A 15,916-nucleotide genomic window follows, 5' to 3' on the forward strand; every position below is an offset into this window, starting at 1 on the left:
TTTCACAAACAATGTACGATCCAGCGCGTTGACAGGCAATCCATGATCTGAAAACGTACAAAATGATCGAAGGGATACATAGAACAGAAAGGCGTCCCGCGGTCGAACGAGCTAGACCGCTTTGCCTCGGCGCAGGGCGGCATGGAGAACCAGGGAGGATACCTATGACGAGGATTACGCTCGGCAGTGCGGTCCTGCGCGGCACTGTCGCCACTGCTTTGATGGCATCGCTGATGTCCACATCGGCGCTGGGAGCGCCGCCGGTCGACCTCAGCAAGTGGTCGCCGGAATATGTGCGCTCCATTGCGGGCACACAGGATTTTGACACGGCGGCCGATTGCGCCAAGGTCACCCCCCTCGACTACAAGGGGCGACTGACTTTCTGGTATCAGGGCGTGTTCGAGGGCGACCCCGACCTTTTGCGCCAGTACTACAAAGATTTCTTCGAGACCTTCCGCAAGACCTATCCGAACATCCAGCTCGAGGAACAAGCCCTCACCTATAACGACCTTCTTGACAAGTTCCGCACGGCGCTCCTGGGCAATGCCGCGCCGATGGCGGTCCGCCTGCAAATCCTGGGTGGTACCGAGTTCGCCTCAAAGGGCTATCTGGAGCCGCTCAAACCCGAGGATGTCGGCTATTCGACCGAGGATTTCTGGCCCGGCGCCATGAAGGCCGTAACCTGGGAGGGCGTAACCTACGGCATTCCGACCAACAACGAGACGATGGCGTTCATCTGGAACGCCGACATCTTCAAGCGGGCGGGCCTCGATCCGGACAAGCCGCCGGCAACCTGGGACGACGTCGTCAAATATTCCAAGCAGATCCACGACAAGCTCGGCATTGCCGGCTACGGCCTCGTGGCTCGCAAGAATGCCGGCAATACGCCGTACCGTTTCATGCCACAGCTATGGGCCTATGGCGGCGGCGTCTTCGACGAAGCCACCGCGAACCCGACCTATAAGGAGGTCGAGCTCGATAGCCCGCAGAGCAAGGCGGCGCTGCAAGCCTCGTACGATATGTATGTTCGCGACAAGTCGGTTCCGGTTTCGGCACTCACCAACCAGCAGGCCGATAACCAGCCCCTGTTCGTCGCCGGCCAGCTCGGCATGATGATCTCGCACCCGTCCGACTACGACGTGATGCTCGACCTGCAGAAGAAGGCGACGGGCACCGACAAGGACAAGGCGCAGACCGTCATCGACAACATGCGCTACGGCCTGATTCCGACTGGCCCCGACGGCAAGCGCGCCGTCGTGTTCGGCGGCTCGAACATTCACATCCTGAAGCCCGAATATGTCGAGGGCGGCAAGGTAGACGAGCCGGCTGCAAAGGCTATCATCTGCATGTGGACGAGCCCTGAATGGTCGCTGAAGATGGCCTACGCCGGCTCGAACCCGGGCAACCTTAACGGCTTCAAGACCAAATGGATGAAGGAACGCCTAGACAACATCGAGTTCCTCGATGTCACGACCTCGATGCTGCCATACGGCATCCCGTTCCCAGCGCTGCCGCAGTCCCCCGAGATCATGAACATCATCGTCCCGGACATGCTGCAGAATGCCCTGACCGGAGCGATGACCGTCGACCAGGCAGCGGACGACGCGGCCCAGAGGGTAAAAGACCTGATGGGCGGACTCTAGTCCAAGCCTGACCTGCGATCTGGCCGGCTGCGCCGATAGTGCAGCCGGTTCGTTCCGAAGAACGAGGGCACGCCACAGTGACGATCGTGACCGGCAAGGCCGAGGCTCGCCGAAGATTGCAACCCGGCAGGTCCGGCGTGCTGCGGAAGATATGGGAGCATCGCGCCGACTACGCGTACGTGCTTCCCGCGATCGTCGTGATGCTCATCGTCATCGCCTATCCGATCTACTACACGATCGAGCTGTCGTTCTTTAAGACGCCACCTGGCCTGCAGCTCCGCGACAAGACTTTTATCGGCTTCGACAACTACACTACCATCCTCGCCAGTCACGTGTTCTGGAAAGTCACCTGGAACACTCTGATCTGGACACTGGGATCCACCCTCATCTCCTTTGTCCTGGGGTTTGCCGCCGCGCTGGCGCTCCACCGCGATTTTATCGGCCGTGGTGTCCTGCGCGCTATCCTGATCATTCCCTGGGTCATCAGCGCGGTCGCCGCCTCCTATATCTGGAGGTGGATCTACCATTCGGACTTCGGGATCATCGGCGCAGTGCTGGTCGGTCTCGGATTGGCCGACCGGCCGCCGAATTTCATCGACAGCGTCAGCACGGTGCTGCCCTCCCTGATCGTCGTCAATATCTGGCGCGAGTTTCCGTTTGCCATGATCATGATGATGGCCGGCCTGCAGACAGTCCCCGAACAGTTGCTGAGCGCCGCAAGAGTTGACGGGGCCAGTGCATGGCAGCGCTTCTGGCACGTCACCTTCCCGCATTTGCGCAACGTCTCGACAGTGACGATCCTGCTTCTCGCGGTGGCCAACTTCAATTCCTTCATCATCCCCTGGATCATGACCGGCGGCGGGCCGTCGAACGCATCGCATATCTGGATCACCCATATTTATGAGCTCGCCTTCGGCCGACAGCTCTGGGGCGTGGCATCGGCCTATTCGGTGCTCCTGTTCCTCATCCTGATGACGCTGGGCTACTTCTACGTCCGTGCGCTAAGCGGCAACGAGCGGAAAGAAGGAAGCGCATGAGCACGATTGCCGAGACAGCCCCTCGAGGTCAGACCCGGCGCCGCATGCGCGTCGACGGATGGCGGTGGGCCGGGCGCATCTTCCTCGTGTTCATGCTGCTTTACACCGCGTTGCCGATGATCTGGATGCTGATCACTTCGATCAAGTCCGGGTTCGCGGCGATGCAATTCCCGCCGCAATGGTGGCCGGACCAGCCTACCCTCGCCAGCTATCAAAAGCTGCTCGATCCGCAGAACAGCGTCGGTCAGGACTTCCTCCGCTTCTTCTGGAACAGCCTTTTCGTCTCGACCGTCACGACAATCCTTTCGGTGATCGTGGCTGTCCCTGCGGCCTATGCGTTTTCGCGCTTCAGTTTCCCCGGCCGCAACTTCCTGTTCTTCGCCGTGCTGCTGCGCAACATGTTCCCGGCGGTGATCTTTCTCGTGCCGCTCTTCATCCTGATGCGCGTGCTGGGGCTAGTGAACACGCATGGCTCGCTGATTCTCACCTATCTCACCTTCGGCCTGCCGCTGGCGATCTGGCTGCTCAAGGGCTTTTACGACAATATCCCGGTGCAGCTCGAGCAGGCGGCGCGCATCGATGGCGCAACGCGGTTCCAGGCCTTCATCATGATCGTGATGCCGCTCTCGACGCCGGGAATCATCGCCACCGCGATCTATTCCTTCATCGGCGCGTGGAACGAGTACATCTACGCCTACACCTTCCTCTCCAAGAACGAACAGCTGACACTGCCGGTCGGCATCCAGCGCTTCTTCTCGGAAAATACGACGGACTTTCCGGGCCTGATGGCGGCCAGCTTTATGATGAGCGTGCCCGTCGTGGTGCTGTTCCTCGTCCTGCAACGATACTTCGTACGCGCCCTCACAGAAGGCGCGGTCAAGCATTAGGGAGTTGCCGATGGCCCACGTGGTCCTCAAAGATCTCGTCAAGACCTACGGCAGCTTCAAAGCCGTCAACGACGTTTCGCTGACGGTCAATGACGGCGAATTCGTTGCGCTCGTCGGCCCTTCAGGCTGCGGCAAGACAACCACGCTCAATCTCGTCGCGGGGCTGATCCCGATCACATCGGGCGACATCGTCATCGGCGACCGGGTGGTCAATGACCTCGACCCCAAGGACCGGGACATTGCAATGGTGTTCCAGAACTACGCGCTCTACCCGCAGAAGTCGGTTTACAAGAACCTGGCGTTCCCGTTGCAGATGCGCAAACTCCCCAGGGACGAGATTGACAAGAAGGTCAAGGAAGCGGCGCGAGTGCTCGGCATGACGCACCTGCTCGAGCGCAAGCCGCGCGAACTTTCGGGCGGGCAGCAGCAACGTGTGGCCCTGGGCCGTGCCCTCGTCCGCGACCCCGCTGTGTTCCTGATGGATGAGCCGCTCTCTAACCTAGATGCCAAACTGCGCGTGCAGATGCGGTCCGAAATAAAGCGGTTCCATCAGGACCTGAAGGCGACGATCATCTATGTAACGCACGACCAGCTCGAGGCCGTGACCATGGCAGACAGGATGGCGGTGATGAACGGCGGCTATCTGCAGCAATACGATTCGCCGGCGCAGGTTTTCGCCCATCCCGTCAACATGTTCGTCGCCAGCTTCATAGGCAGCCCGGCGATGAGCCTTATTCCGCTGCAGGCATCGACGGCAAACGGCAACACTGTGTTGACCAGCGCGGAAGGCTGGAGCCTCGAGCTGTCGCAACTCAACGCGCGCAAGGTCCAGAGGGCGACGACCAAGAAGGTCGTGCTCGGAGCGCGGCACTCGACGATCAAGCTGCACAACAGCGCGGTCCCCGGTGCCATTCCGGCCAAGGCCTTTACGGTGGAACCAACCGGAGACGTCACCTTCGTGCAGGCGTTCCTGTCCGGCGCCATCGTCAACGTCAGCGTGCCGCCGAACATTGCCGTCGGGCCCGATGAACAGATCTGGCTCGAGTTCGACCAGGAGCGGATGCATCTGTTCGACGGCGAAACCGAAATGGCCCTCAAGGCCAACTGAGACAGGGCGGATGCGTTTGGAGCGTGGGCGCGGATGACTGAGAAGCTTAAGATCACCGCGATCAAGCCATATCCCGTGTGGGTAGGAACGCGCAACCAGATGCTCGTCAAGGTCGAGACCGACCAGGACATCTTCGGCTGGGGCGAGAGCGGCTTGAGCGGTCGCGAGAAAGCGGTGGCCGGTGCGGTCGAGCACTATCGCGAATTTCTCATCGGCCGCGACCCGATGCAGATTGGTCGGATCTGGCAGGAGGTTTATCGCAGCCAGTACTTTGAGGGCGGGCGAGTTCTGCAGGCGGCGATTTCCGCCATCGACATCGCCCTTCACGACATCAAGGGCAAAGCGCTGGGGGTGCCGGTCTACGACCTGCTAGGCGGCAAGCAGCGCGACCGCATCCCCACCTTCGCCTCGACCGGGGACGAGGCCGAGGGCGATGTTGCCATCGAACGAGCCCGCGAACTACGCGCACAGGGGTGGCAGGCGATCCGCTTCTTCCCCGTCGGGCAAAACAGCAGGGACATCTTCGAGCCGCGCGAGTCGATCGGCGCTACCGCGAGTATGCTAAACAAGGCGCGCAAGGCGCTGGGCGACGACGTTGTCCTCGGCATCGACTATCATCATCGGTTGTCGGTGGCCGAGGCGGCGAGCTTCTGCAACAAGCTCGGCCGCGGCGTGCTTGATTTCCTCGAGGAGCCGATACGGGACGAGACACCGGAGGCCTACGAATCTCTGCGTACGATGACCGACATCCCCTTTGCCATCGGCGAGGAATTTGCCAGCAAGTGGCAGTTCCTGCCCTACATCGAGCGCGGCATCCATCAGTTCAACCGGCTGGATATTTGCAATGTCGGCGGGTTCACCGAGGCGATGAAAGTCGCTGGCTGGAGCGAAGCGCACTACGTCGACCTGATGCCGCACAATCCCCTTGGTCCGGTGTGCACGGCCGCGACCGTGCATCTCGCCGCCGCGGTAGCCAACTTCGCGTGGCTCGAGACCAGGGAACCCGAAACAAAGCTGGGCTTCGACAATTCCGACTTCTTCCCCGTGCAACCACGGCTCGACGGGACCAACTATCCGGTCGGCGATCTGCCGGGGCTCGGCGTCGAGGTCAACGAGGAGGCGGTCCAGGCGCAGAGTTTGCGTTTCTGGGAAGCGCCTCACCTTAAGCGCCGCGACGGTTCTGTGACAAACTGGTAGTTCCCTTTCAACCGGAGTCCATAATGACGCATATTTCCGACATCACGCGGCCGCCTAAAGACCTGATCGACGCGCTCCGGGAGATCGGCGCCGCGACGGTTGCCGGCACGCTTGGCCACATGGGCTTCCGCAATCCGCATATGGTGGGACCGGTGGCGCAGAACCACGGGAAGTCGATCGTCGGGCCGGCGCTGACGCTGCAGTTCATGCCGCAGCGGCCGGACCTCTTCACCGAGGGAGAATATGCCGATCCAGAGACGCAACTGCACCGGCACGTGCTCTACCACGCGCAGGAGGGCGATGTGGTCGTGGTCGACGCGCGCGGCGACATGAGTTCGGGCGTCTTCGGCGATATGATGTCGACGTATTTCAAAGGCAGGGGCGGGGCGGGCATCGTCATCGATGGATGCATGCGCGACCGGCCTAATGTTGAAAAGCTCGATCTGCCCCTATGGCTGCGCGGCTGGACGCCAAATTATCATGTGCAAACCAGCATCTATCCCAATGCCGTCAACGTTCCGATTGCCTGCGGCGGTGTCACGGTGATCCCCGGCGACATCATCGTCGCCGACGACGACGGGGTGGTGGTGCTTCCCGTCGCAATGGCCGCAAAGGTGATCGAAGAATCACAAAAGCATCACGATTGGGAGGAGTTCTCACGAGTGAAGCTCATGGAGGGTGCGCCGTTGCAACGCTATTATCCGCTGCATGACGATGCCCGCGGGGAGTACGAGGAGTGGCGCAAAACAAACCGCGTGAAGAACCCAAGTTAGCGGCCGCCGACGCGGTGGCGAACATGCCGAAATCGGCGATGGACAGCGTGTTGGCCAGCGCGATGAAATAGGCGAGCGAAAACACCCAGCCTCCATCGAGGAAATCCGAGCCAGCCTGCGCGAATTCCGCGAAGCGGTTCGCGAACTCACCGAAAGCCGATCGCGGCGCTATTTCTGAGCGCCGAATAGAATAAAAGCCATCGGTTTCGAGTTAGCGGCATAAGACGGCGCTTTGACGGGGTTGCCCGGTCGGGTTTTCGTGAAAATGCCGCCCGAAGCAGAACGATGTCGAGGGTGGTTCATGGCCGAGTTGATTGACGGAAAGAGCGTCGCCGAAGACGTGGTGCGGCGCGTCAAGGCCTTGACGATCGAACTGATGGAAAAGCGCGCGCACAAGCCCGGTCTTGCCGTGGTCATCGTCGGCGAGGATCCGGCGAGCCAGGTTTATGTCGCCTCCAAATCCCGCACCGCCAAGGAATGCGGCTTTCATTCGGTCCAGCACACGCTGCCGGCCGAGACCTCCGAACAGGAACTGCTTGATATCATCGGCGAACTCAACGCCGATCCCGGCATCAACGGCATCCTGGTGCAGCTTCCGCTGCCTGGCCATGTCGATGCGGGCAAGGTCATCCAGGCAATAGCGCCGCAAAAGGATGTCGACGGCTTCCACTTCATCAATGTCGGCAAGCTCGGCACCGGCGAACTGGAGACGGCGTTCGTGCCTTGTACGCCGGCCGGCTCGATGCTGCTGATCGAGCGTGTGCGCGGCAAGGATCTTTCCGGGCTCAATGCGGTGGTCGTCGGCCGCTCCAACATTGTCGGCAAACCGATGGCCAATCTTCTGCTCGCCGCCAACTGCACTGTCACCATCGCGCATAGCCGCACGAAGGACTTGGCTGCACTGGCGCGCACCGCCGACATTCTCGTTGCCGCTGTCGGCAGGCCTGAAATGGTCAGGGGTGACTGGGTCAAATCAGGCGCCACCGTCATCGACGTCGGCATCAACCGCATCGCGGCGCCTGAGAAGGGCGAAGGCAAGACCCGCCTCGTCGGCGACGTCGCCTATGCGGAAGCGGCGAAGACGGCCGGCGCCATTACGCCGGTGCCTGGCGGCGTCGGACCGATGACCATTGCAATGCTGATGGCCAACACGCTAGCTTCCGCCTATCTCGCGGCCGGATTGAAACGGCCGTCTTTCTGAACCTGGAAAGCCTCAGCTTTGCCGAACCTCACTGTTCCCTCAGAGCGGCTGGTCACGAACGATCCCGTTCACGGCGGCCGGCAGTTCGGGTTCCTGCTGGTCGACAAGTTTTCCATGTTCTCGCTGGCCGCCGCAATCGACACGTTCCGGTCGGCGAACCGGCTGCTCGGCCACGACTTCTATGGCTGGACGACGGTGTCGGCCGACGGCGATGCCGTCATGGCCTCCAACGGCCTGCCGCTCAAGATCGACTACGCTGTCGCCGATCTGCCGCCGGTCGATATCCTTTTCGTCTCGGTCGGGCTGACGACGGAGTTTCCCGGCAAGAGCAAGGTGCTGGCGGCGCTGCGCAGCTGGGGCCGGCGCGGCAACGCGCTCGGCGCACTGTCGGTCGGCTCCTATCTGCTCGCCGAGGCAGGCCAGCTCGAAGGCTATCGCTGCACCATCCACTGGGAAAACCGCGCCGGCTTCGTCGAGCGGTTTCCCGACATCAACTGCACCGGCAATGTCTTCGAGATCGACCGCAAACGCTACACCTGCGCCGGCGGCACCACCTCGATCGACCTGATGCTGGAGATCGTGCGCGGCGATTTCGGCTCGGGCCTCGCCAACGGCGTCGCCAACCAGTTCCAGCACGAGCGCATCCGCTCCGCCGGAGACCGCCAGCGCGTCGGTCCTGAGCGCGACCTGACCGGCAAATCGGAAAAGCTGCGCCGCATCGTCGAGCTGATGGCCGATCATCTCGACGAGCCGCTGTCGGCGGTGCAGCTCGCCAAGTCGGCCGGCCTGTCGGTGCGCCAGGTCGAGCGCCTGTTCCTGCGTCACCTCACGGTGACGCCCGGCCGCTACTACATGCGGCTCAGGCTCGAGCGGGCGCGCGAATTGCTGCGCCAGACCAACATGCCGATCCTCGACGTGGCGATCGCCACCGGCTTCACCTCGCACTCCTATTTTGCCCAGAGCTATCGGCTGCAGTTCGGCCGGCCGCCTTCCGAAGAGCGGCGCACGACGTACTGAGTGGTTTGGCTCAAGGGTTGTGGCCAACCCTCCCACGCCCGACGCCCGGGCTTGTGTCCTGACGCGGCGTCAAATAGCTTCCCCACGCCAGCCGGCAGCGACTGAGGGGAGATTTTCATGGCGGGACTTGCACGGAGCGTCGCTGCGGCGGCCCTCCTGTTGGGGATGACGACACTCGGCCTTGCCGCCGACCGTGTCGTCATCGTTCTCGACGCCTCCGGCTCGATGTGGGCGCAGATCGACGGCAAGCCGAAGCTCGAAATCGCCCGCGAATCGCTGCGAACGGTGCTGCAATCGGTCCCCGCCGACAAGGAAATCGGCTTCATGGCCTATGGCCATCGCGAGAAGGGCAGTTGCGAGGATATCGAGCTCATGGTGCCGCCGCAGGCCGGCTCGGCAGCCGCTGTTTCCGCTGCCGCCGACAGCCTGAAATTCCTCGGCAAGACGCCGCTGACATCAGCCGTAAGCCAAGCGGCCGAGGCGCTGAAATACACCGAGGACAAGGCCACCGTCATCCTGATCACCGACGGGCTCGAAACCTGCAATGGCGATCCGTGTGCGCTCGGCAAGGAACTGAAGGCTGCCGGCGTCGAGTTCACCGTAGACGTCGTCGGCTTCGGTCTGAGCGCTGACCAGGGCAGGCAGGTTGCTTGCCTCGCCGACAACACCGGCGGCAAATACATCCAGGCGTCCGATGAGAAGGCGCTGCAGGATGCGCTGGTCGAAACCATCGCCGCCGCACCTGCACCAGCGCCCGAACCTGCGCCTGCGCCGCAGCCGGCCCCCGAGCCGGAAAAGCCGGAATTCAACTTCATGCCCGTCGTGGTGCTAGCCGAGAGCGGCGATCCCGTCACCGACGGCAATTCCTGGGAGATCTATAAGGCAAAGTCCGACGGCACGCGCGGCGACTACGTCACCACCGAATACGGCGCCTACAAAGGCAATCTGCAGCCGGGCGACTACATGATTGTCGCACGCTATGGCGAGGCCAGGACCGAACAGAAGATCACGGTCGAGGCAGGCCAGGCCTACAAACCCCTCCTTACGCTGAATGCCGGCACGCTCCTCATTCATCCGCGGCCAAGCGAGGGCGCGGATGTGGCCGATAGCGCGGCTGTCGTGATCGCCTATCCGGGCGTCGATACGCCCGCGACCTATTACGGCGACACGAAGGTCGTATTGCCGGCCGGCGACCAGAAAGTGACGGTCAGGATCGGGCAGGGCGAGGTCACCGAAACCATCCCGCTCACTGCCGGCAAGGTCGTCGACAAGGGCATCATCGTCGGCGTCGGCCATGTCGTTGCCAACGCCTACTACACTGCCGGCGGCGACAAGGCCGACGGTTCGGGCATCGGCTTCAGGGTGTTCAAGGCAAAAAAGAAGATCGACGGGACGAGGCAAGAGGTGGCTCATGCCTATGGTCCCGACAGCAAGTTCGATCTGCCGCCCGATGACTATGTGCTGACGGCGACGGTCGACCTTGCCGTCGTCGAGCAGCCGTTCAGCGTCAAGGCCGGTGAGCATCAGGATCTGAAGATCGCCATCGATGCCGGCGTGCTGGCGATCACCGCGCCGGGGGCCTCGAAGATCGAGATCTTCGATCCGAAGAAGGATATCAACGGCAACCGCAAATCGCTCGGCTACGCCTATGACGAGAAATATCAGGCGGCGCTACCGGCCGGCGACTACGCGATCGTCTCCCAGATGTTGGACAACAGCTCGAAGGAAAGCTCGGTGACCATCAAGGCCGGCGAGCGAGCCGAGCTGACAGTTCAGTAGGGACGCAGTTCGACACCGGCAAAAGGGCGGCCACGAGCCGCCCTTTTTCACTGCAGCGCAAATTCCGCCACGTTGTTTCCGAATGCGCTGGCGCCGTGGTCGGCACGGCCTACCATTTGCCGGAACCCGGCGAAAAGCTCGCGGCCGAAGCCGAATTCATTGGCGACGAGATCGCTGTCCGCCGCTCGGCGCAGCGCGAAATCGCCTGCCGGCACCAGCACTTCCAGCGTTCCGGCGTCGGCGTCGAGCCTGATGATGTCGCCTTCATGGATCCTGGCGATCGGCCCGTCCTCGACCGCCTCCGGCGTCACATGGATCGCCGCCGGCACTTTGCCGCTCGCGCCCGACATGCGCCCGTCGGTGACCAGCGCCACATGCTGGCCGCGATCCTGCAGGACGCCGAGCACGGTTGTCAGCTTGTGCAGCTCCGGCATGCCGTTGGCTTTCGGGCCCTGGAAGCGGATGACGGCGATGAAATCGCCGGTCAACGTGCCGGCCTTGAACGCCTCGTTGAGCCCTTGCTGGCTGTCGAAAACCTTGGCCGGCGCCTCGAGGATGCGCCGTTCCGGTTTCACGGCGGAAGTCTTGATGACGGCGTGGCCGAGATTGCCTGACAGCATTTTCAGCCCGCCCGTCGGCTGGAACGCCTTCTTGAACGGCGCCAGCACCTTCTCGTCGCTGCTTTCGCGGGGCGAGGCCTCGCGCACCACGCCGCCATCGGCGCCGAGCTTGGCCTCGACCGCATAAGGCCGCAGCCCTTCGCCCCAAACCGTCTGGACGTCCTCGTGCAATATGCCCTCGTCGAGCAGTTCGCGGATCAGGAAGCCGAGCCCGCCGGCTGCGTGGAAATGGTTCACGTCGGCAAGGCCGTTCGGATAGACCCGCGCCAGCAGCGGCACGGCTTCCGAAAGATCTGAAATATCCTGCCAGCTAATGGCGATGCCGGCCGCGGCCGCCATGGCGATCAGGTGGATGGTGTGATTGGTCGATCCGCCGGTGGCGTGCAGGCCGACGATGCCGTTGACGATCGAGCGCTCGTCGATCATCCGGCCAGCCGGCGTGTAGGCGTTGCCGAGCGCGGTGATCGCCAGCGCCCGCTTCGTCGCCTCCCGGGTCAGCGCGTCGCGCAATGGCGTGCCGGGGTTGACGAAGGAGGCGCCCGGCGTGTGCAGCCCCATAATCTCCATCAACATCTGGTTGGAGTTCGCCGTGCCATAGAAGGTGCAGGTTCCCGGTCCGTGATAGGATTTGGATTCGGCCTCGAGCAGTTCGGCCCGTCCTGCCTTGCCTTCGGCATAGAGCTGGCGGACCTTGGCTTTCTCGTCGTTGGGCAGGCCCGTCGTCATCGGCCCGGCCGGGATGAACACCGCCGGCAGATGGCCAAAAGTCAGCGCCGCGATCACCAGCCCCGGCACGATCTTGTCGCAGACGCCGAGATAGACGGCGGCGTCGAACATGTTGTGCGACAGGCCGATCGCCGCCGCCATGGCGATCACGTCGCGCGAGAACAGCGACAGCTCCATGCCGGACTGGCCCTGGGTGACGCCGTCGCACATCGCCGGCACGCCGCCGGCGACCTGGGCAATGCCGCCGGCCCCGCGCGCCGCGTCCTTGATCAGCGCTGGAAATGTCTCGAAAGGCTGATGCGCCGACAGCATGTCGTTATAGGACGTGATGATGCCGAGGTTCGGCACCCGATCGCCGCCCAGCGCCAGCTTTTCCGAAGGGCTGCACACGGCAAAGCCGTGGGCGAGGTTGCCGCAGGACAGCACGGCCCGGTTGGCGGTGCGGCTCGAGGCCTCGGCGATACGGCCGAGATAGGCCTCGCGCCCCGGTCTGGAGCGTTGGCGGATGCGCTCGGTGATGGCTTCGATGTCGTGTCTTGCGGTCATGGCGTCGGTCCTTTCAGGCGAGGTCCCGCAAACACCGTCCGGCTATCTGCCGGGACCTCTGGCAAGTTGAAATCAGGGTGCCCAGAAAACCTCTACGGGCCTCTCGGCGGCGTCGAGCACGGCGCGAATGGGTTTTCGCGGTTCCGAGGCAACCGCGCTTTCGAATGCCTTGCGCTTGTCTTCACCTTCGATGTGCAGTGCGAGGAAGCCGGCGCTGACGATCCGCGCCAGCGACAGCGTCAGGCGCGGCTCGCCGGCGCTTGCCGCGTGAACCGGGAGCACGACCCTTTCCGAGGACGGGTCGAGCAGTCTTTCCAGATTGTCGGCGTCAGGAAAAAACGACGCGGTATGGCCATCGGTTCCCATACCAAGCACGACCACATCGAGCGGCCATGGCAGCGACCGCAACATCCTGCTGTCGGCCTCCAACGGATCGCCGATGCTTGCTGCCTCCTGATAGAGCGGCACGAAACGTGCGGCTGCGGCCGCGTTTTGCAAAAGATTGGCAGCGACCAGCCCGGCGTTGGAGCGCGGAGAGGAGGCCGGCACGCATCGCTCGTCGACCAGCGTCACCGTGACCTTGTTCCAGGCGATCGGGATACTCGAAAGCGATGCGAAAAATTTCGCCGGCGTCGTGCCGCCGGAAACGGCGAGCAATGCCGTGCCGCGCTCAGCGATTGCATTGGTCAGGCGGCCTGCGACGTGGCCGGCAAGTGCTGCCGCCAGGTCCTGGCGTTCGGCAAACGCGTGCCAGCTATACGCGGCGCCGTTCAATTGCTCTCGTGCCATGTCCGCCCGTCGCGTTCGATCAGCGCAATCGAGGCGGAAGGCCCCCATGTGCCGGCCGTATAGCCCTGCGCCTCCTGCCTGGCGCTTTCCCATGCGTCCTGGATCGGGTCGATCCATTTCCATGCCGCCTCGACCTCGTCGCGGCGCATGAACAGCGTCTGGTTGCCACGGATGACGTCCATGATCAGTCGCTCATAGGCGTCGGGCGCGCGGCCGTCGAAGGATTGCGCGAAGCTCATGTCGAGCGGGATCTGGCGCAGCCGCATGCCGCCAGGCCCCGGATCCTTGATCATGATGAACTGCTTGACGCCTTCGTCGGGCTGCAGCCTGATGACCAGCTGATTTGCCGAGATCGGCCCGGCGCTCTCGCCGAAGATCGAATGCGGGATCGGCTTGAATTCGATGACGATCTCCGAGACGCGGGTCGCCAACCGCTTGCCCGTCCTGAGATAGAACGGCACGCCCGCCCAGCGCCAGTTGCCGATTTCGGCCTTGAGCGCGACGAAGGTCTCGGTGTTGCTGTTCTTGCCGAGCTCCTCGACATAACCTTTCACCGGCCCGCCGGCCGAGGCCCCGGCACGGTACTGGCCGCGTACCGTGTGCTTGGGCGCTTCGTTGCCGTTGATGCGTTTCAGCGCGCGCAACACCTTTAGCTTTTCGTCGCGCACGGCATCGGCGTCCATCGACGACGGCGCCTCCATGGCGACGAGGCAGAGAAGCTGCAGCATGTGGTTCTGCACCATGTCGCGCAGCGCACCGGCCTTGTCGTAGTAGGTGACGCGGTCTTCGAGGCCGACGGTCTCGGCCACGGTGATCTGCACATGGTCGACATTGGCGGAATTCCACAGCGGCTCGTAGAGCGCGTTGGCAAAGCGCAGCGCCATCAGGTTCTGCACCGTCTCCTTGCCGAGATAGTGATCGATGCGGAAGATCTGGCTTTCATGGAAATCGTCGCCGACCAGATCGTTGAGCTCGCGCGCCGAGGCGAGATCGCGCCCGATCGGCTTCTCCAGCACGATGCGCGAGTTCGGCGTGATCAGCCCGCTCTCTTTCAGCTTGTGCGAGATCTCGCCGAACAGCGCCGGCGCCACCGCCAGGTAGAAGGCACGGATGCATTCGCTGTCGCCGATCGCCTTCTTCAATTTGTCGAAGCCCGCGCCGGTCGTTGCGTCTGCCGAGACGTAGGAAAGCCGGGCAAGGAACGTCTTCAGCTCCGTGGCGTCGATATCGGCCGGCTTCACATGGTCGGAAATCGCTTGCCTGGCGAACGCCTGGAATTCCTCGTCGGTCATTTTCGAGCGCGAGGTGCCGATGATGCGCGTCGGTTCGGAAAACTGATGGCCGCGCTGGCGGTGATACAGCGACGGCAGAAGCTTGCGTTCCGACAGATCGCCGGTACCACCGAAAATGATGAAGTCGAAAGGGTCGACGGGAATGATCTGGCTGGTCATGGTCTGTCCGCTTTGACGCCGGTCGCTGTGACGCGGTCGATATAATCTAATCGATTTAGATTTTCCAGTGCCATGGCGTCACACCCCAAGGCCAATCGGGTTTTACCGATTTGGTCCTGAGGTATGCCCTTGACACTGGCGCAACCCGGCGGCTTGTCGGCAACGTGTTCCGGGAGGCCTTCGCAGTTGCAGCATAGAGCGGGATCGAGGCGAAAGCCAAAGGAGAAATCGAGGGTATATTGATCTTTCGGCAGCCATTGCCGGCGGCTGCCCGAGTGATCGTCTTCAATCATGAGTGAGAAAGCCATGCGCCTGGAAAACAAAGTTGCCATCGTCACCGGTGCCGCGTCAGGCTTCGGCGAGGGTATCGCCAAGCGTTTTGCCGAGGAGGGCGCCAAGGTCGTTGTCGCCGACCTCAACGCCAAGGGCGCCGAACGCGTCGCCAACGAGATCGGCCGGGCGGCGATCTGGACCCAGACGGACGTCTCGACCCGTTCCGAGTTCGACGAGATGGTCTATGCCGCAAGGAGCGCCTTCGGCCGCATCGACATCATGGTCAACAATGCCGGCTACACCCATCGCAACGGCGATATGCTCGAGGTCGACGAGACGACCTTCGATCTGATCACGGCCGTCAACATGAAGGCGATCTACCACGCCGCTCTGGCGGTCGTGCCGGTCATGGATAGGCAAGGCGGCGGCGTTATCCTGACCACGGCCTCGACCGCCGGCATCAGGCCGCGGCCCGGCCTCACCTGGTACAATGCGTCGAAGGGCTGGGCGATCACCGCGACCAAATCCATGGCGGTGGAGCTCGCGCCGAAGAACATCCGCGTCAACTGCCTCTGCCCGGTCGCCGGCGAGACCGGCATGCTGGAAAAATTCATGGGCGCCGACACGCCCGAAATCCGTGAGAAATTCCGCGCGTCTATCCCGCTTGGCCGACTTTCGACGCCGCTCGACATAGCCAACGCGGCACTCTGGCTGGCTTCGGACGAGGCGGCTTTCATCACCGGCGTGGCGCTGGAAGTCGACGGTGGACGTTGCATCTGAGCCGTCCGGCGCTGTCGGTTCAAGTTTGACTTGATCGCTCTTCGCACCCCGGCGGCTGATTGCGGCAGCCAAATGAGCCGTGGGCAACG

At 62.8% G+C, this 15,916-nt stretch carries 14 protein-coding genes; 10 read left to right on the plus strand and 4 right to left on the minus strand.

What is annotated here, in order from left to right; translation table 11 throughout:
- The first annotated feature begins 164 nt into the window (after window positions 1-164).
- The 9 genes from BQ8482_RS06230 to BQ8482_RS06270 all read left to right on the plus strand — a co-directional run bounded on the left by BQ8482_RS06230 (window position 165) and on the right by BQ8482_RS06270 (window position 10,642).
- Window positions 165-1,643: an ABC transporter substrate-binding protein gene (locus BQ8482_RS06230; protein WP_123146678.1), complete on the plus strand. Its 1,479-nt coding sequence runs from the start codon at window positions 165-167 to the stop codon at window positions 1,641-1,643.
- 77 nt (window positions 1,644-1,720) lie between these two features.
- Window positions 1,721-2,680: a carbohydrate ABC transporter permease gene (locus BQ8482_RS06235; protein WP_123146679.1), complete on the plus strand. Its 960-nt coding sequence runs from the start codon at window positions 1,721-1,723 to the stop codon at window positions 2,678-2,680.
- A complete protein-coding gene (locus tag BQ8482_RS06240; protein WP_123146680.1) occupies window positions 2,677-3,567 on the plus strand; it encodes a carbohydrate ABC transporter permease in 891 nt (296 codons plus the stop codon). The genes BQ8482_RS06235 and BQ8482_RS06240 overlap by 4 nt, the downstream gene beginning before the upstream one ends.
- A 10-nt stretch (window positions 3,568-3,577) precedes the next feature.
- A complete protein-coding gene (locus tag BQ8482_RS06245) occupies window positions 3,578-4,675 on the plus strand; it encodes an ABC transporter ATP-binding protein (protein ID WP_123146681.1) in 1,098 nt (365 codons plus the stop codon).
- A 33-nt stretch (window positions 4,676-4,708) separates the two neighbouring features.
- A complete protein-coding gene (locus tag BQ8482_RS06250) occupies window positions 4,709-5,872 on the plus strand; it encodes a mandelate racemase/muconate lactonizing enzyme family protein (RefSeq protein ID WP_123146682.1) in 1,164 nt (387 codons plus the stop codon).
- A gap of 23 nt (window positions 5,873-5,895) precedes the next feature.
- Window positions 5,896-6,645, plus strand: a complete 750-nt coding sequence (locus tag BQ8482_RS06255) for a ribonuclease activity regulator RraA (protein WP_123146683.1) — start codon at window positions 5,896-5,898, stop codon at window positions 6,643-6,645.
- 301 nt (window positions 6,646-6,946) lie between these two features.
- Window positions 6,947-7,846 (plus strand): bifunctional methylenetetrahydrofolate dehydrogenase/methenyltetrahydrofolate cyclohydrolase FolD, encoded by a 900-nt coding sequence (folD, locus tag BQ8482_RS06260; protein ID WP_095491399.1) that lies wholly within the window; start codon window positions 6,947-6,949, stop codon window positions 7,844-7,846.
- 18 nt (window positions 7,847-7,864) lie between these two features.
- A complete protein-coding gene (locus BQ8482_RS06265; RefSeq protein WP_123146684.1) occupies window positions 7,865-8,863 on the plus strand; it encodes a GlxA family transcriptional regulator in 999 nt (332 codons plus the stop codon).
- 117 nt (window positions 8,864-8,980) lie between these two features.
- Window positions 8,981-10,642: a vWA domain-containing protein gene (locus BQ8482_RS06270; RefSeq protein WP_123146685.1), complete on the plus strand. Its 1,662-nt coding sequence runs from the start codon at window positions 8,981-8,983 to the stop codon at window positions 10,640-10,642.
- A 47-nt stretch (window positions 10,643-10,689) separates the two neighbouring features.
- Here BQ8482_RS06270 and edd read toward each other — a convergent pair whose 3' ends face one another.
- The 4 genes from edd to BQ8482_RS06290 form a co-directional block, all read right to left on the minus strand.
- On the minus strand, window positions 10,690-12,534 hold the full coding sequence (gene edd / locus BQ8482_RS06275; RefSeq protein ID WP_123146686.1) for a phosphogluconate dehydratase: 1,845 nt from the start codon (window positions 12,532-12,534) through the stop codon (window positions 10,690-10,692).
- 72 nt (window positions 12,535-12,606) lie between these two features.
- The gene (pgl, locus tag BQ8482_RS06280; protein ID WP_123146687.1) at window positions 12,607-13,323 is read right to left on the minus strand and encodes a 6-phosphogluconolactonase; all 717 of its coding nucleotides are present in this window, start codon (window positions 13,321-13,323) and stop codon (window positions 12,607-12,609) included.
- Window positions 13,305-14,774, minus strand: coding sequence for a glucose-6-phosphate dehydrogenase (gene zwf / locus BQ8482_RS06285; protein WP_123146688.1), 1,470 nt, complete (start codon window positions 14,772-14,774; stop codon window positions 13,305-13,307). The genes pgl and zwf overlap by 19 nt, the downstream gene beginning before the upstream one ends.
- Complete coding sequence (locus BQ8482_RS06290) at window positions 14,771-15,067, minus strand: hypothetical protein (protein WP_123146689.1); 297 nt, start codon at window positions 15,065-15,067, stop codon at window positions 14,771-14,773. The genes zwf and BQ8482_RS06290 overlap by 4 nt, the downstream gene beginning before the upstream one ends.
- A gap of 13 nt (window positions 15,068-15,080) precedes the next feature.
- On the opposite strand from BQ8482_RS06290, the gene BQ8482_RS06295 reads away from it, so the two are divergent.
- Window positions 15,081-15,827, plus strand: coding sequence for an SDR family oxidoreductase (locus tag BQ8482_RS06295; RefSeq protein ID WP_123147424.1), 747 nt, complete (start codon window positions 15,081-15,083; stop codon window positions 15,825-15,827).
- The last annotated feature ends 89 nt before the right edge of the window (window positions 15,828-15,916 follow it).

The organism is Mesorhizobium delmotii, assembly GCF_900149755.1.
Lineage (GTDB): Bacteria > Pseudomonadota > Alphaproteobacteria > Rhizobiales > Rhizobiaceae > Mesorhizobium > Mesorhizobium delmotii.